Origin of the sequence: Spongiactinospora sp. TRM90649, from assembly GCF_029382225.1 — a bacterium.
Lineage (GTDB): Bacteria > Actinomycetota > Actinomycetes > Streptosporangiales > Streptosporangiaceae > Spongiactinospora.
Map to the genome: position 1 here is coordinate 1 of NZ_JARLTC010000059.1, position 20,732 is coordinate 20,732.

A 20,732-nucleotide genomic window follows, 5' to 3' on the forward strand; every position below is an offset into this window, starting at 1 on the left:
GGACATGCCGGTCAGCTCGGCGATCTGCGCGCGCTCGCAGTCGGCCGCGGTCATCGCTCCTCACCCCTCTCTCGGGCGCGTTCGATGCGGCGGGCGATGCGGTAGCCGTGGACGACGCTGACGGCCAGGAGCGACACCGCGAACGCGACGGGCAGGGGCAGCACGATGACGAGGATCGCCGTGGAGACGGCGATCGAGGCGAAGTATGCGAGCGCGTCGAGCAGGTCCAGGACGACGCCGACCGCGATGGCCAGCAGCATGCGGGGGAGGCGGGCGATCATGGGGTGCCTCCGGCGATGAGCTTCTGTACTTCGGTGGCCTTGTCGGAGCCGACGCCGAGCGCCTTGCGGATCTTGTGGACGCTGGGGTTGGGGTCCATCTGGCCGGTGTCGATCAAGCTGCGGATGTGGTCGGCCAGGACTCGTACCGGGGCCGTACTGACGTCGTACTGATCTTGAGCGTTTCCGCTGTACTGAGGCCGTACCGGGGTCGTACCGGGGGCCGTACTGAGCCAGGGCGCCGGGAGGTCGGAAAGGATCTTCCAGAGGGTCGGCAGAACCCAGACGGCGAGCACTGCGGCGACCGGTCCGAGGCTGTGGACGATCAGGGTGAGGGGGTCGAATCCGACCGTGAACGCGGGCCAGCAGTTGAGCGTGAGCGTGAGGCCGAGCAGCGCCAGCTCGACACGGAACAGCTTGCGTCCTTCCGGGCTCTTGCGGTCCACGACCCGGCCGCGCATCGCGCTGTACGCCTGCACACCGACTGCGGCGAGCAGCGGCAGCGACAGGATGACCTCGACACCGAACGCCCCCCACCACCCCGCGGAGTACTCCTCCAGCTTCAGGGCCTTGTCGACGGACGCCTGAACGCCGATCGAGCTGACGGCCAGGGCGATCCCGGCGGCGGCCATGGTCATGCCGGTGGTGAGCCGCCGCACGCGGGCATCGCGGTAGGCGAGCGCGGCGGGATGCTGGGCGAGCTGGTACAGCCGCGCCGCCTCGTAGGTGCGCCGGCGGAGCTTCCCGACGCGCTTGGTGTCGAGGGTGAAGGGCGTCTCGTCTTCCTGGAGCTCGGCGAGCAGGTGCGCCTCGGCGACCCGCTCGCGCAGCTCAAGGACGCGCTTGGTCTCGCCGGACACCTCGGGCACGGCCGGCTCGGTCTCGACGGCCAGGTCTTCCTCCATCGCGGCCAGGACCTGGTCGACCTCGGCAGGCGTCGGCTCGCGCGGCGGCTCCGGCGGCGGGAGCGCGGTGGTCATCGGTCTGTCCTTCCGGTCTCGTGGGTGACTGCTGGTCGGGCCGCCGGGGCTAGGTGAGGTGGGTGTGGATGCGTCCGCTGCAGCAGTCGGGACATGACGTGTCGAAACGGTCGCCGGGGTAGGCGTCGCCGTTGGTGCGGCGGAGGGCGGCCGGGATGGGCTTGTCGCACATGCAGCAGCGGGTGCCGGTGCCGCGGCCTATGCAGCCGGGGCAGCTGGTCTGGTCGGTGGTGGTCATGTCGGCCTTTCGGGTGTGGTCGCGGGGTGGGTGCTGCCGGGCCGGGGGTGGGTGGGTGTGGGGCCCGGCCCGGCAGCGGCTCAGCGGTGGTGGACGTAGGCGAGCGCGGCCTCAAGGGCGCCCGGCTCGCACGCGGCCATGTAGGACACGAGCGTCGCGGTCTGCTCAGCGGTCAGCTCCGCGAGGACGTCCCGCAGCGCGGCGACCTCCGGCGCGCTCACTGCACGCTCGCGTGGGTCCGGCCGCGGTAGAACGCGGTCACCGCGTGCTCGGCGCTGATGCCGTCCCGCAGCGCCAGCAGCCGGCCGAGCCCGATCGTGAGCCCCTGCACGTGGCGGGTGGCACAGGTGATCGCGTAGGCCGACGCGTCCTGAGAGCGCATCTGTTCCCGGTTGCGGATCGCGGCGTGGATGTCGGCCAGCGCTGTGGTGATCGCCGCGTCGATGCCGGGCCGGCCAATCGCCGCCTCCGACCGGTAGAGGGCGTCCTCCCGGCGGGTGCGTTCCTCGATCTCGGCCTCGCTCGGGCCGGGGCGCTCGGGGAACGCCTCGGCCCAGTACGCGTCCTGGTCGCCCGTGGTGGCGGTCACTTCGCACCGCCCTTCGCCTGCCCGGCGTCGTAGGCGGCACGGACGCCGGGGCTCTCCCCGCCGGGCCAGATGCCGGGCTCACCGTCGGTGCTGCGGGTCTCCAACTGGCCGAACGCGACCAGGGCGGCGACGCGCCGCTCTTCGGGGCTCATCGCTTGCCCTTCTTGGTGGTCGGGATGGGGCTGGAGGACTGCAAGGGCAGGCGGGCATCCTCGCGCGAGCGGGCACGACCGGAGACGTACAGCGGCGCAGTGGGCTGCTCGGGCGGAGCGACGTCGCCCTCGGTGAGGCCGTGGGCGGCGAGGAGCTTCGCGCAGCGGGTCACGCCGTCACCCCCGCGAGGGCGAGCTGCGCCTGCAGCACGCGGATCAGGTGGGCGGCCTGGGCGGGCGTGTAGCCGGTGTCGCCGACCCACACCAGCGGGCCGGATGCGGGCGAGGTGGTCAGGCCGACGCTGTCGCCGGCGGTGGGGATCTCGGCGGCGTGGCAGATGTCGCCGTCCGAGTCGTGGTCTCGACACCAAGTCCGGCACGTGAGGCCGGTCGTGGGCATGGCGATACCCTGGGACATGGATCTTCCTCCTGTTTGGGCAGGGTGGGGATCAAGGGCCTGCGGGTGCTGAAGACACCTGCGGGCCCGCTTACTTGGACAGGGCGAACAGTGGGTTGACGATGTGCTGGTTGCCGGTCAGCCCTTCGGCGACGAGCTGGGCCTTGAAGCTCAGCTCGGGATCGCCGGGGCGGACGAGGGTCTTGAAACGGCGTTTTCCGCCGTAAATTCCGGCCTCGTGGAGGTAGAGGAACGGCTTGCCTCGGTACGAGGGCTCGAAGTGCTGGGGGCCGTCCTTGTGGGTCTGGCGGCGCTCGTCCCACGCCCCTCGCCCGCGCTGGTCGATGAGGTAGCCCTTCGCGTACAGGTGCTCGAAGAACCTGCGCTCGGAGACCTCGGAGAAGTACTTCTTGTGGAACTTTGTGAGGGTGATGCCAGGTCCGCCCTCGAACTCGGCGAACTTCTTCTCGGCGGTCTCGGCGCGGTGCTCGGCCTTGTCGGCGCGGGCCGCCTCCAGTTCGGCGCGTTCCTCCGCCTCGATCACCCACTGGGCCAGCTCGCGGCGGGACGGTTCACGGACGGCGGGCGCGTCCTTTCCCTGTGCTCGGTCCAGCAGTCGCGTGCGGATGGCGCGAGCCTTCGCCGAGTCGCGGAGCAGCATCGCCACGAGGAGCACGGTCCGCTCGGTGAACAGCGCGAAGGACCGGGCGCGGGGGCCAGCTCCACTCAGGTCCTTGAAGGACCTCAGTTCGTCGCCACTGATGACGCGGTACTCGTTCGCCTCCAGTTCGGGGCGGTTGTCCTTGATCAGGCTCTTGATCGCCTCGATCCCCACGCCGAAGTACGCGGCGACCATCCCCGTGGAGACGTGCGTACCGTCGGCGAGCAGGGTCACGGGGTCAATCTCGGCGAGGACTTCGACCTGCCCGGCGCACGCAGCGCGCAGGCTGGGGGACTCGGTCAGGGCCAGCTCGTTCACGCCGCACCGGCCTCAGCGATGGCCAGGTCCACGGGGTGGGACATATGGGCTTCCACGTCGGAGGCGTAGACCCTCCAGTGACCGCCGGGTGTTTTGGTGGATCGGATGCGACCGGCACGCGCCCATCGACTGACCGTCACGGGTTCGACTTTGTAGATCCTGCCCACCTCCTCCGGTGTGAGCAGACGCTCGGCAGACGACATGGAGTGACCTCCGAATCGGACAGATAGAGCAGGAGCGGCTGCGCCCTAGGGCGATCGCCCTAGGGCGGCATCTAGACAATGCAACCGCCCTAGGGCAGTTGTCAACCCCAACGCCTGAAGCGAGGCCATGTTTCGCGCGCCCTGCCTAAACTCCCCTAGGCTGATTGCACTAGGGAAGTGGACACCGGGAGCAGGTAGTGAGAGGGGTGCCCAGAGATGACTGAAAGACCGTCGATCGGTCAGAAGATCGCGGCCGATCTCCGGGCCGCCATCCAGGCGGGAGAACTTCGCCCTGGCGACACCATCGACTCTGAGCGAACCCTCGTTGAGCGCTACAACACCAGCAAAGCCACCGTGCGAAAGGTCATCGAGACCCTGAAGTCCGAAGGCCTGCTGATCAGTGAGCCAGGTAGCCGGATTCGAGTCCGGCAAGTCAGACGGCTGGACCGGTTCGGCTCCACCCGGCACCTGACCTCAGAGCGCCCCGACGGTACCGCTCCCCTTGAGGCCGAAGCGTCATCACAAGCGATCCGCAAAAAAACTACTCTCATTGAGGTCACCACCACTCGGGCCCCAGGTGGGGTCGCCGCCCGGCTGCAGATCGAACCACTCTCGCCAGTTATCGTGCGTCGGCATCTCATCCACCTCGACGGCCATCCCGCTGCGGCAGCAGAGTCGTACTTCCTCCCTGAAGTGGTGGCGGAGAGCCGGATTATGCTTCCTGAGACGATCTCCGGGGGCGTGCATGCCGAACTGGCGAGAATCCTCGGCACGCCGCTTACGGAAGCGGTTGAGGAACTCGTGGCCCGCATGCCAAACAGTGCCGAGACCGAGTACTTCCGACTTCCGCCAGGTACGCCCGTGGTGGAGCTGATCCGTACCATCCACGCTGGTGAGAGACCAGTAGAGGTCACGGAGTGGCTCTTTGATGCATCTCGACACCGGTTCATTTACCGAGTCCCTATGGACTGACGCCCCGGTCGCCGTTGCCTATGGCGTTCCTCGTGACGCTGGGCGGTGACCGGCGTACCGTGAGTGCGTGGCTGACGACGACAGCAAACCCGAGCAGAAGCTCTGCGTGGCCTGCCTGGGTGAGGGCGGCAACTGGGAGGACCACAACGGCACCGAGGACAACAAGGGCCGCAGGTGGGTCACGTGCCGGGCCTGCGGAGGGTCCGGAGGACAGGGGTGAGCGAACAGATCACCTGCCCACAGTGCGAAGGCCGGACATGGGAATGGTTCGGCCCGCTCCGCTTCGCATGCGGATTCTGCCTCGGTCGGGGGGCAGTGGGCGGCTCCGACGACCCGCAGGACACCCCCAAGCCGCCGCCCACCGAGCCGCCCCCGGTGTGGGAGGACCGACGCTGGGCCGACCCCCGGTTCGCCGGGATCTGCCGCTACTGCCTCGGCTCGGGCAAGGTCAGTCACCTCGACACGGCGACGCGGACGCTGGTCACCGTCGCCTGCCGGTGCGCCGGCGAGCGTGAGTCGGCTTGACCGGCCAGCCCCTCCAACCTGCGGTGGCCGCAGCCATCATCGTTCAGCACGGCCGGGTGCTCCTGATCCGTCGCGCCGTCAGCGAAGGCAAGCTCTCGTGGCAGTTCCCGGCCGGCGTCATCGAGCCGGGTGAGTCTGGCGAGCAGGCCGCCGTACGGGAGACCCGCGAAGAGGTCGGACTCGACGTCACCGCAGTGAAGACGCTCGGCGACCGCATCCACCCCGCCACCGGCCGCCGCATGATCTATGTCGTGTGCGAGACGATTTCCGGAACGGCGCACGTCGCCGACACTGAGGAACTGGCCGAGGTCGAGTGGTGCGACCGTAGGCGCGTCGGCGAGTTGGTCCCGTTCCCGTTCTTCGCGCCTGTACAGGATCATCTCGACGAGCACCTGGCATGACCGAGCCGGACAGGTCGTGCTTCGCTTGCCCGCTCCGGCAGGTGACTATCCCGACGGAAGCATCTCAACGCCCCGTTGCGGACGGTGTCGGTGTGACACCTACGGGATCATCTACCCGAATCTCAGGCGGTTGCGTTGGCGAAGCGGCGCCTTCCTGAATCTTGTCGACCACGGGGGCGATCGCGTTGTACATCCGCAGAGATAGGGGGTCGCCATCGCCTCCCCATGGGAAGGACCTGGCTCCGAGGACCTCGAGGTAGTCCACCAACTGTGAGCCAGTAAGCTCCACCCTTACCAGACCGCCTTCGCCGGTTACCTTTCCTTTGACTTCACGAAATCGCGTATCTGGGTGCTTTGTGGATGTTCGCTCCCACAAGTCCTTGGCACAGACGATTCGGAACGTTGTGACACCTGCCGCCTTGCGTAGACGAGTCTCGTGCTGGCCAGGGTAAGCACTGCTGCATCCTGCAATGGAGGCGATCAGGAACCCTATGACCAGCAGTTGAGCACTGCCTCGCGTTCGCGTCACAGTTCATCTCCCTCGTGATCGGCAGAGAAATCTGTGACTGAGAGTAGGGATGCGGCTCGGTTCCGTCTTCTCGCGGGATCGTCAGAATGGGCTCGCGATCGGACACACTGAGTGATCCTCGACGGTGCTGGCTGCCACGCAACGACTGTGGTACGTCACACGTACGAGCCCACTACCGCCAAGGCCTCACGTACTTGATATTCATCCAGGCCAAGCGCGCGTACCCCCGCACGAGCAGCCGTGCCCGATCCCAACGCCCCTTGGGTAGGGGGGCGTAGGGGTGCCACTCTCTCGCGTCGCTCATCCGCAGCGCACCCTTCCTCGCACCTCGGGTATCTCGAACCGGTACTCCGCGCCCCTACTGTCCTGCCCGGTCACCACCGTACGCAACGACCATCGGCCGGGGATGCACTCCTGGTAGGTGATCGTGTAAAGCCGACCAGCCGCCGTGGGGAGCCGCTCGTACTCGCCGACGTTCCGCTCCCGCCATACCTGGGATTCCTCCTCCTGCTGGCGCAGAGTGAGCCGCAGGTTGTGGCTACGGGGCTGCACGTCACAACGGGCTTCCACGATCGCGTGCACCCACAGCGCGTCCGTCCCCTCCGGGCGGAACTCCTCCGGGACCGTATGCACCCGCATCACGCACCCGTAGTCGGGCAGCCCTGTCGGTTGGCATCCGCCCGCCGGCGAGGCGAGCACCAGGGCAGCACCGACCACGGTTCGTAGTAAGGCCATGACGCCATAGTGACGACGTGGCGGGCGGGTGCAAGCGGAATGGCAGACGCCATCATGGGAGTCCAGGGGAGACCGTGGGGAGACCGGCAGTCGCGGACAGTCGCGATTCAACGCGGTGATCCCGGCACAGCGCGAACATGGTTCGGCGCTCTCACCTGCATCGAGACCTCTACTCGACAAATCCCGTCACGGCGCGACATCGCTCATCAGTGACTCATAATCCGTGGGTCGTGGGTTCAAGTCCCACCCGCCCTACTCACCAACACCGCGTCCGACCTGAGGTTTCTCGATCCTCGCCACCCTCGGATCTTGTTGTTGACCATGGTTGGTTGCTCCATGGTCACTCTTGTGTGCGGACCGCGCGGACCAGCGCGTCAAAGGGATCACCTACCTGCGGGGACAACTACTGGACGGCCGGCGCAAGTCGATGCAGCCGATGGCCGAGCGGCCGGGAACCGATCACCAAGCGCTGCAACAGTTCCTCACCTCCTCCACCTGGGACTTCTCCGCCGTGCGGGAAGGCCCGAGCTGGGATGAGGCCGGCGCGGCCGATCCGAGCGCCGCCGAGCGGATCGGCCTGCGCCGCCGCCGCTGCGCCATCCCCGCCGGGCAAGGCCACCGGCCCACATGGCAGCCGGCGATCGACATGCTGGACGAACTCACCGGCTGGACGACAGGAACGCCGTGGCCATCGCCGCCTCCGGTGATCGTGGCCGATGCCGCCTACGGCGACAACGCGCACCTGCGCGCCGCCTTGAACGACCGCGGCCTCGTCACGCGCGACCTGCTGCTGAAGCCGGGCGGTGCGGAGCTCAAGACCGAACAGGGCAGAGCCGTGGGCTCTCCTCGCCGCCGAACGGCGGTGTGAGGAGTGCGCGGCGGCGAGCACACGACGCCAGGCCGGATGAGCGAGGACTGGGATGCGACGTCGGACTTCACCCTGACGCACCGCCGAGCGGCCGGATCCCGCCTTGGGGCCACGGTGCAAGAGTCATAGCCGCGAACGTATGCGGCCAGGACGTTTCGGATCGTCGCCTTATCACGCGGCGAGTCACTGGCAAGGCGTTGCAGAGCGTAAATGCCCCCAGGCGCACCTCTTCCTTTGGCGAGCCGCGTTGTTCGACTGACTTGGTACAGCGAGATGACCACGGCGCAGGCCACTGCCATGGCCGTACCGGCCAGTGCCCAGCGGGCCCACTGCGGCCCCGGAAGCACTGCCGCCGCCCAACTTGCCGCCCCATCCGGTGATCTGCATGTTGACCGTGCTGGATACCACCGTGCTCCAGTCCGAGACGCCGGGGTACTCCCACGACGCCCGGATCCGGCGGATCAGCCCGCCTTACCGATCCACAGCGCCCAATCGTGTGTCGCACAGCAGCGCGAGAAGCCAGGCGAGAGTGTCGGACACGCCACAAGACGTGACCTGGCCGGCAACCTACGGTCGAGATGAGGGACGTAGTCGAACTCGGCGAGGGAGCCTGTCCGCATGCGCCACATGACGGTGTCCGATTCTGGACTGGTACCGCCTCCCCGTGACACGGTTGAACGTATGTTCGATCCAGATCGGTATGGGGCTAACCCGGCGCAGGCCACCGCCGAACCCTATGCTGAGCCCATGCCCGCCTCAGCTCAAGCCATCGCCTCGGTGCTCCGCCGACGGCGTCCCGGCATGGGTGTGAAGAAACTCCACAAGCTGCTCTATTACGCCCAGGGATACCACCTGGCCGCGTTCGGACATCCGCTCTTCAAAGAGTCGATCTCCGCATGGGACATGGGGCCGGTCGTCGGTCAACTCTGGAAGTCGGAGAATGATGGCGATGTCGTCGAACCGGGCGATGCGGGAGAACTTGATGAGGCCGCGCTCAACACGATCGGCTACGTCCTGAGCCGATACGGCAACCTGTCCGCCAAGGACCTGGAGAACCTCACGCGCGGCGAGGAACCCTGGCTGCGCGCCGACAAGGCCCGCCCGCCCGGCGGCAGCGTCCGCATCGAGCAGGAATGGATGCAGGACTTCTTCGCCGACCAGGATGACGAAGAGGACGGCCCCTCGCCGGACCCCGCCGAGGTCGCCCGCATGCTGGAAGGGATCGAGGAGCGCCGCCGACGGCCGGCGCGGCCCGACAGCATCGACGACATCCGCGCGTGGCTGGCGGCCCGTGCCTGACGCTGACGGATACCGATTTACCAATCTGCGCGAGGCCCTGGGGATCTGGGAGTACAACGAGCCCGCCTCCGCAGCGATCAAAGAGGTCCGCGAGCGGGTCGTGAACTGGGCGCTGGATCGGCATACGGACCCGTACCAAGGGGCCAAGCGCGTGGACGGCCTGCCCAACGTGTGGTTCAGCAGGATTCCGGGAACTCAGCACGATGGTCAGATGGTGTGCTGTCAGTTCTGGATCATGGAGACCACTCGCACGGTCCGGTTCGACATGTTCTCCACGCTGAGTCTGCCCATCTAACGGAAGACCGCAAGTGACAGGCGGTCGCGGATTCCCCCGGTTCGATCCTGCCAAGGAAACCGCGCGGCTCCTTCATGTATGCGCTGCGGACAGGCAGCGGGTCGAGCACGGAAAGCGACTTGATCAAGAGATCGCCGAAGAACTTGGCCATGATGGCGTACCTTCAGGGTGCTGATCGGCAAGCCTTGAAGAGCCGGCTGAACTCCGCGTGAATCCCGCCCGGAGGATGCCGGAACAGTACGTTGCCCACCCCCGGACGCCGCGAGCGCGGGCCCCCACCGGGGACCCGCGCTCAAGGGAAGGACGGCACCGCCGCCCAGAGTCGGCCTAGCCCGTTGGTGGCGTCGTCTCCAACGACACCAGGCCAGGACGTGCTCAGTGCCATTCGAAGTGGTAGCGATTCGCTGCGCGGTCGAATGATTCGGTGATCTGCCGCGCTGGTAGGCCGAAGGCGTCTTCGGCCCACCGGCAGATGGCTACCGAAAGACCCTCGATCTGAAAGTCCGATTCAACGTACGAGACTTCCTCGACTGTCACCGTGACGGGTTTCCCGGGCACGCTCTTCGAAATCTCTGCAGCAACCTCGGACAACCCTTGAGTCAGCCTTTCCTTATCGACGGAAGGCAGCCGGGAAGCCGATCCTGTAAATGCGATCCAAACAGGAGAGGCCGTGGTCACACGTCCGCCTGTTTGTCCTGACCGAAACTGCACTCCTGCCGTGATGGAGATCCTGATCCCCCACGCGGATTTCAGGAGCTGGTACACGTATGTGCTCGACTGCTTCATTGGGCGAATCTGAGGAGATGGAAGACCTGTGAGGAGAAGAAGTGCTCTGTACCGCGAGCCGTTGGCCTGGAGATGTAGCTCAGGCCATGACTTGCGTCCCCGCCCCATAGGAGGCTGAACCTTTCCATGAATTCCGTCGCCGCTTCATCTGACATTCTTCCGATGTGCGCCTGCGGGAGACCCGCAAGATCATCATTTCGAATCGAGAACTTCATGATCTGCTGTGTTCCCTGCAGAATTCCAGCATATGCGATGGCTTCGTCCTCGGTTGCCCATGAATAGACTCCCGGGCCGAGGTGAGCTCGGTTCGGTGCGGTGGGGAATGGCTCTCCACCAGAACTGAGCCGAGCTGCGTCATCCGCTCCCTGAACGGTGTAGAAGGTTGTCTCACCACAGTTGTGGGCGAGGACCGGGGCCGCCCCCGCCAGCACATAGTACGTGTGGACATCGGCGACCCTGAGGTCGTAAGCCACAGGATGGTCCTGGAGCGTGGACGATCCGATGACCGAGACTGTGGCCCCCTCGGGGGTACGAAGGCGGTCAGCACTGGTCAGGTTGTCCGCCCGGACCCATACGCGGTCCTGGGTGTCCCAGAAGAGGTGGTGCTCGGTGGCGAGGATGACACCGGTGGCTTCGCCCTTCTTGCCGTCGACATCCACTGTGATCTGGACGAGGCTGAGGTAGGCGACGCCCGAGAAGGCGGCCAGCACCGGTTTCGGCGTGGTCTTGCCCGTCCGCGGGTCGGTGGCGAGGACCATGTCGCCGGGCCTGATCCGCTCGATCGCCTTGCTGGTGCCGTCCGCCAGCTTCACCATGGTGCCTGCGGCGAAGCTGTTGCAGCCGGGGCGTGCCCCGGATGCGCCGCGAGCCTTACCCGCTGCCTTGGTCGCCACCGCTTTGCCCGCTGCGGCGCCGGCGGATTCGCCGCCTCCGGCCGCCGCGCCGCCGCCACGGCCCAAAGCGCTTTTGACTTTACTGGCGGCCTTGCCTGCTGCCGCGGCGACGACTTTGCCGGTTGCGGTGGTGGCGAGTTTGCCGAGGACGACACCTACGCCCTTGCCGACGGCGCCACCGGCCGCGCCGACGATGGCGCCGACCGCGGCGGCCTTGACGGCACCGTTGGCGCTCCATTCGTCGCGGGGAGTGGAGACCAGGTAGCCGGCCAGGTTGCCGGCGGCTCCGCCCGCGGCGGCGCAGCCGACGCTGCCGGCGCCTCCCGTGGCCACCAGGCAGCCGCCCGTGACGGCGATCGAGACGGTGACGTTGACGATGGTGGCCTTGTGCTCCTGCCAGATCTTCTTGGCCTTGCAGCCGAAGCTCCAGCGACCGCAGTGCGGCGGGTTGCTCGGCGGAGGAGCTGACGAGTAGCCGCCACCCCCGCCACCACCACCCCCACCCCCGCCACCGCCACCGCCACCGGAACGCGGGTTGCACGGGTTCTCGGGGATGATGCCGCACTGGCCGCCGCCGTCGCGCAGCAGGCCGGTGGGGTCGGAGCTGGTGACCGGGTTGTTGTTGGCGTAGGCGTAGCCGTTCCAGCTCTGCGGATCCGAGGTGTCGAAGACGGGATCGACGGAAATGAAGCGGCCGGTCTCGGGGTCGTACTCGCGGGCGCCCAGGTGGGTCAGGGCCGTGGCCTCGTCAATGATGCCGCCGACGAAGCCCTTCTGGCCGGGCCAGTACGTCGGTGCCGCGCCGCGTTCCTGACCGAACGGTGTGAAGCGGCGGCGGCTCATCGCTTGGATGGAGGTGTCGTCGATCGAGGTGTCGGCGGTGCCGTGGTGGTCGGCGCCCAGCCAGGTCACGCCCCTGGCGGTCCGGGTGGCGATGGTCTGCCCGCCGAACTCGTAGTAGCGGGTCGCGCTCTTGACACCGGTCTTGGTGTCGAGCCGGATCTCCATGCCCGCGATGTAGAGGGTGGTGGAGGTGGGGTCGCGGCGGACGATCCGTTGGCCCCCGGCGTCGTAGACGAAAGTGCTGACGCCGGAGGGGTCGGTGGACTTGGCCAGGCGGCCTTCGACGTCCCAGTCCAGCAGCCGGCCCGAGCCGCGTTCGGTGGTGTTGCCGGCCTTGTCGTAGGCGTAGGTGTCGATCTGGCCGTCGCGCGGGCCGCCGTCATACTCGACGGAGGTCAGCGTGTGCGGCTGCGGCTTGCCCGGCCCGGCGTAGGTGTAGGACTTGGTGAGGTCGCCGGACGCCCGGTGGTCGGTCTCCTTCGTGCGGTTGCCGACGACGTCGTAGGCGAAGGACTGCCAGTAGGGCGCGGGCCCGCCGATGACGCTCTGCGTGGGGTCGGCGGTGCAGTCGCCGGTCCCGATCGTCCATGCCTCGGTCAGGCGCTGCAGGTGGTCCTGGCGGAAGCACTGCACGTCGGACGCCTGGCCGGCCGGCGTGTCGGCGATCTTGGTGATGTTGCCGGCCGGGTCGTAGGTGTAGTTGGTGTCGGCCACCGAGATCGGGGCGGTCTCCCGCTCGAACACCGAGCGGGTGAGCCGGTTGGTGCCCTCCTCATAGAAGTTGGTCTCCTTGACCCGCTTCAGGCCGGTGGTCATCGTCATGTCGAGGACCTGGCCGAGCTTGCCGTAGGTCGTCGAGGTGACGTAGTTGGTCAGGCCCCGCATCGTGGTCGGGTTGCCGAGCTGGTCATAGTCGTAGAGCAGGGTTTCGCCGGGCAGGTCGCCGGCGGCGGGCAGCACGGTGCGGTGGACGGTGCCGTCGGGGTTGTAGTCGGTCGCCGTCTTGTACGTGCCGGCCAGCGCGCCTTCGGACGCGGGGATCACGGTCTGGGTCCCGGTGGGCCGGTAGGCGTTGTCGAAGCCGGTGACGGCGCTGGCGTAGGCGTCCATGACACCGGTGGCGGCGTTCTTGACATACCGGGTGGCGCCGGTCGGCTGGCCCTTGACCACGGTGCCGTCGGGCAGCTTGTCGAACGTCCACTCGGCGAGTTTGGTCCCAGAGGCGGAGGTGCCCTCGTACTCGGCGGTCTTACGAGCCAGCGCGTCGTAGGTGAAGAACAGGCTCTTGCCGCGCGCGTCGGTGAGCGTCGTGACGAGGTCGTTCTTGTCGTCGTAGGTGAGTTCGGCGGTGCCCTTGTCCGGGTCGTCCAGCTGGATCAGGCGACCGCGCAGGTCGTACCGGTAGGACCAGGAGTTGCCCGCGGCGTCGGTGATGGTGGCGGGCTGCCCGGCGCGCGTGTACTCGTACTTGACGGCGTCGTAGTCGCCGGTCGGGGCGTCGCCCCTGTACTGGCGGACCTCGACGGTCTCACCCTGCCCGTTGACGATCGTGGTGGTGGGGGTCGCACCCGGCGGCGGGTCCACGCTGATGCGGTCGCCGCCGTAGGTGGTGGTCGTCCGCCACTGCTCGGTGCCGCGCTTGCGGAAGATCTGCGCGGTCGGCCACTCCATGCCGTTGAAGACGGTGACGTTCTGGCCGGGCACGTCATCGTCGCTGCCCGGGACCCACAGCGTGCTGCCGGGGTCGCCTTCGGTGTAGTAGTCGGCGTTGGTCTTGTAGACCAGGCCACGGGTGTCGTAGAAGGTGTCGTTGATCAGCCGGCCGCCGCCGGGGGCGGGCTCCTGCTTCTGCCGGGCGCGCAACAGGCCGTCATAGAGGGCGTAGCCGGTCGTGTAGGTGGCGTTGTCGGCGCGCAGGGTGGAGGTGGTGATGGTGGTCGGCCCGTTGGCGCGGATCTGGTAGCCGAACTTCATGTTCGGCGTCGCGGCGTAGCCGGTCTTGGCGTGGCCGGGCAGCCAGACGCCGACCAGGCGGCCGAGCGGGTCGTAGGCCAGGTCGGCGCGTTTGCCGTTGGCATCGGTGGTGGCGGTGGCCAGGCCCCAGGCCGGCTCGAACTCGGTGGTGGTGACGTGCCCGAGCGCGTTGGTCTCCTGCTTGGCGGTGACCAGCCCGGTGGCCGGGGTGTAGACCGACTTGGTGGTGGTGCCGTTGGGGTCGGTGACCACCAGGGGACGGCCGTAGGCGTCGAAGGTGGTGGAACCGACGGTGACGTACCGGGGGCCGCCGTCCCAGGAGCCGAGCTTTTCGGTCTTGGTGACGTCGCCCTTGGACGGCGCCGCGCCGAACGCCTTGCCGTCGTAGTACTTGCGCACGTCGGAGACCACGTCATCGGGACGTTCGGGGGTGGCATTGCACGCCTTGGTGACGGTCTCCACACGGGCGGCGTAGGAGATCAGCCACCGGGCGGTGTCGCGGGCGGCGTATTCGGTGCGGATGCACTGGTCGTCATCGGCGGTGGCGTCGTCGCCGAGGTCGTTGACCTGGATGGGCAGGCCGTCACCGTTGTAGTCGGTGTCGCTGGTGTCATACCGCCACCCGCCGGAGGCCAGCGCGGTGCGGGCGCGGGTCTTGTCAGTACGCACCATGTGCGCGGTGGTGGTGGCCCACTTACGCACCCGTTTGCCGGTCTGCTTGGACCAGTACCCGGTGATGGTGCCGGTCAGGGCCTGCCCGGCGGGGCCGTCGTAGTGGATCTCCTCCCGGACGCGGCCCTGCAGGTGATCCGCGTCCTCCACGGCGGCGCCGGTGGAGTCGGTCACCTTGACGTCGCGCTTGCCGCCGCCGGACAACTCATCGCCGTCCATGCCTCGGAAGTAGGTGAACTCGGCCTTGGACCGCTGCTCGCCGGGTGCGCCGCGCAACACGCGCACCTTGCCGTAGCCACGCCACTGCGACCAGGTCTTGTACTTCTCCTTGGTCAGCCCGTCGTCGTCATCGTGGTGCCAGGCCCCGCCGCCGAGGTACTCGTAGGTCTCCAGCGTGTCGGGGGCGCCACCGGTGCGGTCGATCTGCTGGACCTGGGTGACCACGTACTTGTGGAACCAGTCGGGCTTGGGTGAGGTGGCGCCTTCTGGGGACCAGTACTGCGGGTAGCAGCGGCGGGTGTTGGCGTCCGCCTCGGGGGTGTGCCCGGCGATGCAGTCCTCATCGGAGTAGGAGACCGACAGCGCGCCGCCGGTCTCGTTGTCGATCGCCGAGACGCGCCACTTGGTCAGCGGCGGGCGTCCCTCCAGGGCGTCCACCCGGTTGGGGCGCTGCACGCCGGCGAACTTCACCGGCGGCAGCGACTCCGAGCCGCCGACCTTGCCGGTGTGCTGGATGCCGGCCAGCCACAGCGCCGCCGCCGTGCCGTCGCCGGGGGCGCGCATCTGCTGGTCGAGCGTCCAGGTGTCCACGTTCTTGTACGTGCTGCCGGACTGCACCTGGGTGGTGACGGCGGCCAGCCGCTTGCGGGTCCAGAAGGTGGGCGAGTACCGGTCGAGGCATTTGTCGCCGGAGTCGCAGTTCTGGTCGTAGGGGACCTCGGGCCAGTACTTGGCGTTGTCCTTGGTGAACTTGCCCTCCGCGCAGTCGAAGGCCGAGGTGGGGATGCAGCGTTCCTTGACGTCGAAGACCACGCGGGCCGGGGCGGAGGTCGTGAAGATGGCGTCCGAGCGCTGGCCGTAGTCGATGCGCTTGAGGTAGCCGCTCCGGTCGTAGGAGGTGGGGGTGCCGTTCGGGACGCCGTCGGTCAGGGTGGTGACGTCACGCCGGTAGTAGTTGGTCTCCTTGCCGTACCAGAAGGTGCTGACGGTGCCGTGCGGGTCCACGACGTAGTCCAGGTTCCACCGCCACGCCTGGTTGCACCAGGAGGCGGAGAAGGTGTCCTTGTGGCAGGGTTCGGTTTCATCGTCGCCGAACACCGGGACGGTCCAGGTGGACTGGGTCTCGGCCTTTCCGTCGGCCCACTTGGGCAGGCGGTTCAGGCCGAAGTAGTACTGGGTGCCGTCCGGGGTGGTGACGCGCCAATGCTCACCGTCCTTGGCGCCGTTGCCGGCCCCGCTCAGCTTCTCGATCTTGGAGCCGTCGTCCTCCTTCGGCTGCCAGGTGCCGGTTTCGTCGTCCCGGATCAGTTCGGTTGCCTGGCCGTTCAGTGACAGGGTGGCGTTGTCGGTGCCCCAGCACTGGTCGTTGCGCTTGGGGGTCACGCCGTCGTCGGCGCACGGCTTGTACCGGCGCTCGACGAAGCCCGGCCAGTAGTCGAAGCCCTCGCCGATCCACGACGCCTGGTTGTTGGTGGCGACCGTGCGGCCGTCCACGCTGCCGGAGGAGTAGACGAAGCCGATGTTGGGCGTCGGGCCGCCCGGCGTCGGGGGCAGCCGGAGTGGATAGGACCAGGAGAACGCGCCGCTCTGGTTGCTGACGCTCCAGGTCGCCGACGGCGACAGCGACGTGGCCTCGTACGTGCCCGCGGATCCGGACGGCGCGGCCTCGGCGGCCAGCGTGGTCGCCCCCGCGGTGAGGGTGACGCCGGCGGCCAGCCGTCCGGTCTTGACGTCGTTGCGGGTGGGCAGCGGCGTGCGGGCCTGGCAGGACGGCAGGTCGGGGGTGGTGGCCGCGCACGCGGGCAACTGCACCAGGCGCAGGCGGGAGGCCCAGTCGCCGCCGTAGGCGTAGCGGAACCCGGAATAGTCGATCTCGACGTTCAGGCGGGCCCGGGCCGCTGTCGCCGGGGCCTGTTGGGTGAGCTGGATGCCGAGCCCGGTGATGCGGGATCGGCCGGCGGTGGCCGCGTCCAGGGTGCGCACCTGGACACCGGTGACGGCGGCGGGCGGGGTCGCCTTCTCGGCTGTCGCGGTTGGGGTGGACGTCGCCTGGCTCAGCCAGATCGGCTGCCCGCCGACCCGCACCTTGCCGGTGCCTGCAGCGCTTCGCGCGGCACCGGCGGGTGCGGCCGGAAGGGTCACCGCCAGTGTGCCCGGCGCCGGCCAGGACACCGGCGGCGCGCCCTTGAGGTCATAGGCCGCGCCCGGATCCGGTAAAGGCACGCGTGCCTTCACCGCGTGACCGGGAACCGAACGTTGTTCCTGGGCCTGCTGCCAGGCCGGATCGCCGCCGGTGGCCTGGGCGGCGATCGGCGCGGCCAGCGTGGCCGGCACCGTCACCGCCAGGATGGCTGCGATCAGGGTCCAGCCTCGCCTTGAACCGGGCACGGCTTTCCTCCGAGGGGGCGTTGGTAAAGGGGGGTTTAGGAGTCGGTGGGGAGGTTCATCGCGATGTTGAGGACCTGGCGGTCGGTCAGCGTGCCGGTGTAGGCACGGACGTCGTCGACCTCACCACCGAAGTAGTCCACGGCGGCGCTCTTGTACCTGGCACGGCCGATCTGCAACGCGCCCGCCGACCAACCGCCGGTGACCGTCCGCTGGTCGTTGAGCTGGCCGTTGACGTAGAGGCGGATCTGCTTGGCCTGTTCGTCGTACACCCCGGCCAGGTGCGTCCAGGTGTTCAGCGCCGAGCAGTCAACGGGCTCGGCCGAGGAGGTGTGCGTCAGGACGCCGCTGGTGGCATCCGGCGCCACGCTCGTCGAGAACGACCAGCGCGGCACCAGCACGCCGTTCTCGCTGAACATCCGGTAGCTGAGATAGAACGAGCTGTGGATGCTTCCGTCCTGGGCCAGCACGGTCATCACCCGGTTCGGTAGCACGCAGGTGTCGTCGCCGGACAGGCGCACCCACGCGGTCACCGCGTAGCTGTGATCGGTCCGCAGCGGCGCCGACGGCGTGGCCGCGTATCCGGTGGTGCCGTTGAGCGCCAGCGCGCCACCACCGTCGAAGCCGTCACCCGCCCAGGTGGCCCCGCCGGCGAGCGCCGCGGGCCAGCGGCTGTCGATCGTGTTGACCGCGGTGGTGCCCGAGGTCTCCTCGAACCTCCACAAGCCGCGCTGGATGGGCGGCTGCTTGGCCATGGCCGCGATCTCGTTGCCGAGCGAGGGATCGTTGACGGTACGCGGGTCGTCCGACAACTCCCGCTTCCAGATCTTCACATCGTCGATGTCACCGGCGAAGTTCTCGATGTAGGTGCCGTGCCAGCGCACCCGCCCGATCTGCAGCGGGCCGGTCGCGTCGAAGGGCGTATAGGGGTAACTCGCCGTGGCCGACAGCAGCCCGTTGACATACAGCCGCAGCTGCTTGCGCGGGGCGTCGTACACACCGGTCAGATGGGTCCAGATGCCGGTCATCGCCTCGGTGTCACCGATCGCCCACACGGTGGTCTTGTCATCGACGTCCGCGTTGAACTTGCTGAACACCCACCGCTTGGAACCGGCGGCGTAGTAAAGCTGGAAACCCGTGCTGCGGACGGCGTCCTGACCGGCCACCGTGTAGTTCTTGCTCTTGTCGTTCAGCAGCACCCAGGCCGAGACGCTCATGCTCCGGTCAGTGTGCACCACCGGGCCGTCCGTGCTGGCATAGCCGGTGCTGCCGTTCAGGCGCAGCCCGCCGGCCACCCGGGCACCGGCCCACCCAGCACCGCCCGCGACCGTCGCCGGGTGCGTCGTCGCTCCCGAGTCGGCCGCCGTGGTGCCAGAGGTCTCATCCAGCTTCCAATGCCCTTCCGGGCCGAACCCGGCATTGACATAGAAGCCGTACACGGCCGGGGTCTTGCCGACGTTGCCCGCCCGGTCCACAGGAAACACGTACAGGGCGTTCAGCCAGTCATGGCGGGGCGCCAGCCGTATGTTCACGGTGGTCTGTCCGGCCGGGATGGCCACCTGGGTGGCGGCGGTGGCCAGCGCCGGATCGTCCAAGGCCCAGCGGAAGGCCGTGACGTCGCTCTCGCCGTCGCCGGGGGCCAGCGTGAATCCGCCCGCCCAGCCCACACTGCCCTGCCACGCGTCAGGGGTGTCGGCCGGATAGTCGAGCGAGGTCACCTTGGGCAACGTGGCCGGATCGACGGTGTCCACGGTGAACTCACACCATTTGCTCCACGCGCTGGAGTCGGTGCCGTCGTAGGCCTTGACCTTGTAGGAGTAGCTGTGCCCGTTGACCAGAGCGGACAGCTTGACCGAGTGGTCGGTGGCCGAGGTGGTGTTCTTGTAGGCGGTCTTGCCGCCGCCCGGCATGGTCGCGGTGATGTCGTCCCATACGCCGGTGGCAGTGTTGTAGTGGTGCAGGATGAACTCGGCCCGCACCCCGTCGTTGGCCTTGTCCGGGTCGTAGATCTTGGCCTTGAGCTGGAGCGGACTGTCCGCATCGCCCGCGTTGACCGACGGCCGGGCCGCCCCGGTGACGCACGGGGTGGCGGGATAGGTGCCGATGCCCGACGGCGCCGCGGGCGGGGTGTTGTAGTCGATGACCAGCTTCGGCGCGTTGCTGAAGCCCTTCCACCCCCACACGCCGCTGCTGGTGTCGTTGGAGTCCTTCAGCCCGAACGTGGTGTTCGGCCAGCCCGACTTGGCGGCCCGGACGATCGCACTGGTCACGTTGAACTCGATGCCCTTGTCCGGGCAGGAGGAGCTGTAACCGGCGTCGGTGGCCACGCTGTCCTGATGGTCGCTCCACGACGGCTGACGGCTCCAGTTCGTCGAGGTGGAGATGCCACCGGTGAGCCACAGCTGCACGGCCTGCGGGCTGGAGGTGCAACCCCACGACTTGACCTGGGTGATCCGGAAGGTGGCCTTCAGGATGTGCTTGCCGTTCACGTTGTCGGAGTCCATCCGGAAGAACGACCGCTTCAGGCCGCTGCCGTAGTTACCGGCCTCCGGCATGTGGCTGGAGTTCCAGTACTCCTGGGACGGGAAGGCCCGATCCACCATCGCCCAGGCCAGCTTCGACCCCGACCACTGCGGGTCCAGGTAGACCGGATACGTCGTCTCCGGGCCGGTTAGCAGGGCCTTGTCCGGTGTGATCACGATCCGGTCCTTGGCCACCTCGACGCCCATGACGGCCTGCCGGCCCCTGCTGGGCGGCCCGCCGTTCAACGACGCCGTGGCCTTCGGCTCGGCTGTCGGTGTGGCCGAGGAGTCCCACATTCGCGGTGCGGGCGCGTGGAACACCTCGGTCCCGGACTCGGTGACCGCGCTCAGGCCGCCGCTGTCCGTCTTGCGCACGGACAGGCCGTCCGCGCGCAGGCCGAAGTCGAGTTCGCGCAGCGCCGGGTCGGCGGCGGCCTCCCGGGACTTGACCACGAGCACCTCGGAGAAACCGAGCACCGACGCGGTCACCTTCAAATCCACCCCCGGCAGCACCTCGGCGTAGGTCGCGGTGTCCCCCGCCAAAGACGGCTTGGGCAGGCTGCCCGGCCAGGTCATCGCCACCGAACGGCCCTCCTCGCCGATGACGGCCAGCGGAGCCGCCCCACCACCGGAGAAGGTCAGCTCCAGCGGGGTGGCCACGGTCCGTACGCTCCCGTCGGCGGCGAAGACCAGGCTCGGATCGACATCGGCCCAGCCGTCGCCGCGCCGTACCCGCTCGGGCAGGGCGGAGGTCTCGGAGGTGAACGTGCCGTCGGGGTTGGCGAACACCTGACGGGCCTCGGTGCGCAGGGCCAGGGCCTCGACGCGTTGCTTGGTCTGGCGGGCGCGGTCAAGGGCTTCGCGTTCCGTCCGCGGGGGCGGCTTCGCCGTCACCGCCTGGGCGACGGCTGCGGTCTGCGGGACGCCGGCCGCCGTCAGGCAACCGGCCAGCAGCGATAGGACCACGGTCAGGAGACCGCGGGGGGTGCGGCGCATCA

Annotated in this window: 21 protein-coding genes; 7 read left to right on the top strand and 14 right to left on the bottom strand. The window is 68.2% G+C overall.

What is annotated here, in order from left to right; genetic code table 11:
- Positions 1-50: 50 nt before the first annotated feature.
- From P3X83_RS41945 to P3X83_RS41990, 10 genes are all read right to left on the bottom strand, one after another.
- Positions 51-281 (bottom strand): hypothetical protein, encoded by a 231-nt coding sequence (locus P3X83_RS41945; RefSeq protein WP_277311022.1) that lies wholly within the window; start codon positions 279-281, stop codon positions 51-53.
- Entirely contained in the window at positions 278-1,258 is a 981-nt protein-coding gene (locus P3X83_RS41950) for a hypothetical protein (protein ID WP_277311023.1), read from the bottom strand. Before P3X83_RS41950 ends, P3X83_RS41945 begins: the two co-directional genes overlap by 4 nt.
- Positions 1,259-1,307: 49 nt before the next feature.
- Positions 1,308-1,496, bottom strand: coding sequence for a hypothetical protein (locus P3X83_RS41955; RefSeq protein ID WP_277311024.1), 189 nt, complete (start codon positions 1,494-1,496; stop codon positions 1,308-1,310).
- 80 nt (positions 1,497-1,576) lie between these two features.
- Positions 1,577-1,717, bottom strand: a complete 141-nt coding sequence (locus P3X83_RS41960; protein ID WP_277311025.1) for a hypothetical protein — start codon at positions 1,715-1,717, stop codon at positions 1,577-1,579.
- Positions 1,714-2,085 (bottom strand): hypothetical protein, encoded by a 372-nt coding sequence (locus P3X83_RS41965; protein ID WP_277311026.1) that lies wholly within the window; start codon positions 2,083-2,085, stop codon positions 1,714-1,716. Before P3X83_RS41965 ends, P3X83_RS41960 begins: the two co-directional genes overlap by 4 nt.
- On the bottom strand, positions 2,082-2,237 hold the full coding sequence (locus P3X83_RS41970) for a hypothetical protein (RefSeq protein WP_277311027.1): 156 nt from the start codon (positions 2,235-2,237) through the stop codon (positions 2,082-2,084). Before P3X83_RS41970 ends, P3X83_RS41965 begins: the two co-directional genes overlap by 4 nt.
- Complete coding sequence (locus tag P3X83_RS41975) at positions 2,234-2,410, bottom strand: hypothetical protein (RefSeq protein ID WP_277311028.1); 177 nt, start codon at positions 2,408-2,410, stop codon at positions 2,234-2,236. Before P3X83_RS41975 ends, P3X83_RS41970 begins: the two co-directional genes overlap by 4 nt.
- Positions 2,407-2,655: a hypothetical protein gene (locus tag P3X83_RS41980; protein WP_277311029.1), complete on the bottom strand. Its 249-nt coding sequence runs from the start codon at positions 2,653-2,655 to the stop codon at positions 2,407-2,409. The genes P3X83_RS41975 and P3X83_RS41980 overlap by 4 nt, the downstream gene beginning before the upstream one ends.
- 70 nt (positions 2,656-2,725) lie before the next feature.
- Positions 2,726-3,613: a hypothetical protein gene (locus P3X83_RS41985; protein WP_277311030.1), complete on the bottom strand. Its 888-nt coding sequence runs from the start codon at positions 3,611-3,613 to the stop codon at positions 2,726-2,728.
- Positions 3,610-3,816 carry a helix-turn-helix domain-containing protein gene (locus P3X83_RS41990; protein WP_277311031.1) on the bottom strand — a complete coding sequence of 69 codons (207 nt, stop codon included), beginning with the start codon at positions 3,814-3,816 and terminating at the stop codon, positions 3,610-3,612. Before P3X83_RS41990 ends, P3X83_RS41985 begins: the two co-directional genes overlap by 4 nt.
- Positions 3,817-4,032: 216 nt before the next feature.
- Here P3X83_RS41990 and P3X83_RS41995 point away from each other — a divergent pair, with 216 nt between their 5' ends.
- The 4 genes from P3X83_RS41995 (at position 4,033) to P3X83_RS42010 (ending at position 5,714) form a co-directional block, all read left to right on the top strand.
- Positions 4,033-4,788 carry a GntR family transcriptional regulator gene (locus P3X83_RS41995; RefSeq protein ID WP_277311032.1) on the top strand — a complete coding sequence of 252 codons (756 nt, stop codon included), beginning with the start codon at positions 4,033-4,035 and terminating at the stop codon, positions 4,786-4,788.
- Between the two features lie 67 nt (positions 4,789-4,855).
- Positions 4,856-5,008 (top strand): hypothetical protein, encoded by a 153-nt coding sequence (locus P3X83_RS42000; protein ID WP_277311033.1) that lies wholly within the window; start codon positions 4,856-4,858, stop codon positions 5,006-5,008.
- Between the two features lie 95 nt (positions 5,009-5,103).
- The gene (locus tag P3X83_RS42005; RefSeq protein WP_277311034.1) at positions 5,104-5,313 is read left to right on the top strand and encodes a hypothetical protein; all 210 of its coding nucleotides are present in this window, start codon (positions 5,104-5,106) and stop codon (positions 5,311-5,313) included.
- Positions 5,310-5,714 (top strand): NUDIX hydrolase, encoded by a 405-nt coding sequence (locus P3X83_RS42010; RefSeq protein WP_277311035.1) that lies wholly within the window; start codon positions 5,310-5,312, stop codon positions 5,712-5,714. The genes P3X83_RS42005 and P3X83_RS42010 overlap by 4 nt, the downstream gene beginning before the upstream one ends.
- 829 nt (positions 5,715-6,543) lie before the next feature.
- Here the strand turns inward: P3X83_RS42010 and P3X83_RS42015 are convergent.
- Positions 6,544-6,978 carry a hypothetical protein gene (locus P3X83_RS42015; RefSeq protein WP_277311036.1) on the bottom strand — a complete coding sequence of 145 codons (435 nt, stop codon included), beginning with the start codon at positions 6,976-6,978 and terminating at the stop codon, positions 6,544-6,546.
- A 346-nt stretch (positions 6,979-7,324) separates the two neighbouring features.
- Between P3X83_RS42015 and P3X83_RS42020 the strand changes: the two genes are divergently transcribed.
- The 3 genes from P3X83_RS42020 to P3X83_RS42030 all read left to right on the top strand — a co-directional run bounded on the left by P3X83_RS42020 (position 7,325) and on the right by P3X83_RS42030 (position 9,440).
- Entirely contained in the window at positions 7,325-7,846 is a 522-nt protein-coding gene (locus P3X83_RS42020) for a transposase (RefSeq protein WP_277311037.1), read from the top strand.
- Between the two features lie 681 nt (positions 7,847-8,527).
- Positions 8,528-9,145 (top strand): type II toxin-antitoxin system antitoxin SocA domain-containing protein, encoded by a 618-nt coding sequence (locus tag P3X83_RS42025; RefSeq protein ID WP_277311038.1) that lies wholly within the window; start codon positions 8,528-8,530, stop codon positions 9,143-9,145.
- Positions 9,138-9,440, top strand: a complete 303-nt coding sequence (locus P3X83_RS42030) for a hypothetical protein (RefSeq protein ID WP_277311039.1) — start codon at positions 9,138-9,140, stop codon at positions 9,438-9,440. Before P3X83_RS42025 ends, P3X83_RS42030 begins: the two co-directional genes overlap by 8 nt.
- Before the next feature lie 375 nt (positions 9,441-9,815).
- Here the strand turns inward: P3X83_RS42030 and P3X83_RS42035 are convergent, their stop codons facing one another.
- The 3 genes from P3X83_RS42035 to P3X83_RS42045 are packed head-to-tail and all read right to left on the bottom strand — an operon-like array spanning position 9,816 to position 20,730.
- The gene (locus P3X83_RS42035; RefSeq protein WP_277311040.1) at positions 9,816-10,226 is read right to left on the bottom strand and encodes a hypothetical protein; all 411 of its coding nucleotides are present in this window, start codon (positions 10,224-10,226) and stop codon (positions 9,816-9,818) included.
- A complete protein-coding gene (locus tag P3X83_RS42040; protein ID WP_277311041.1) occupies positions 10,223-17,215 on the bottom strand; it encodes a polymorphic toxin-type HINT domain-containing protein in 6,993 nt (2,330 codons plus the stop codon). Before P3X83_RS42040 ends, P3X83_RS42035 begins: the two co-directional genes overlap by 4 nt.
- Positions 17,216-17,250: 35 nt before the next feature.
- Entirely contained in the window at positions 17,251-20,730 is a 3,480-nt protein-coding gene (locus P3X83_RS42045) for a LamG-like jellyroll fold domain-containing protein (RefSeq protein WP_277311042.1), read from the bottom strand.
- Between the last annotated feature and the right edge of the window lie 2 nt (positions 20,731-20,732).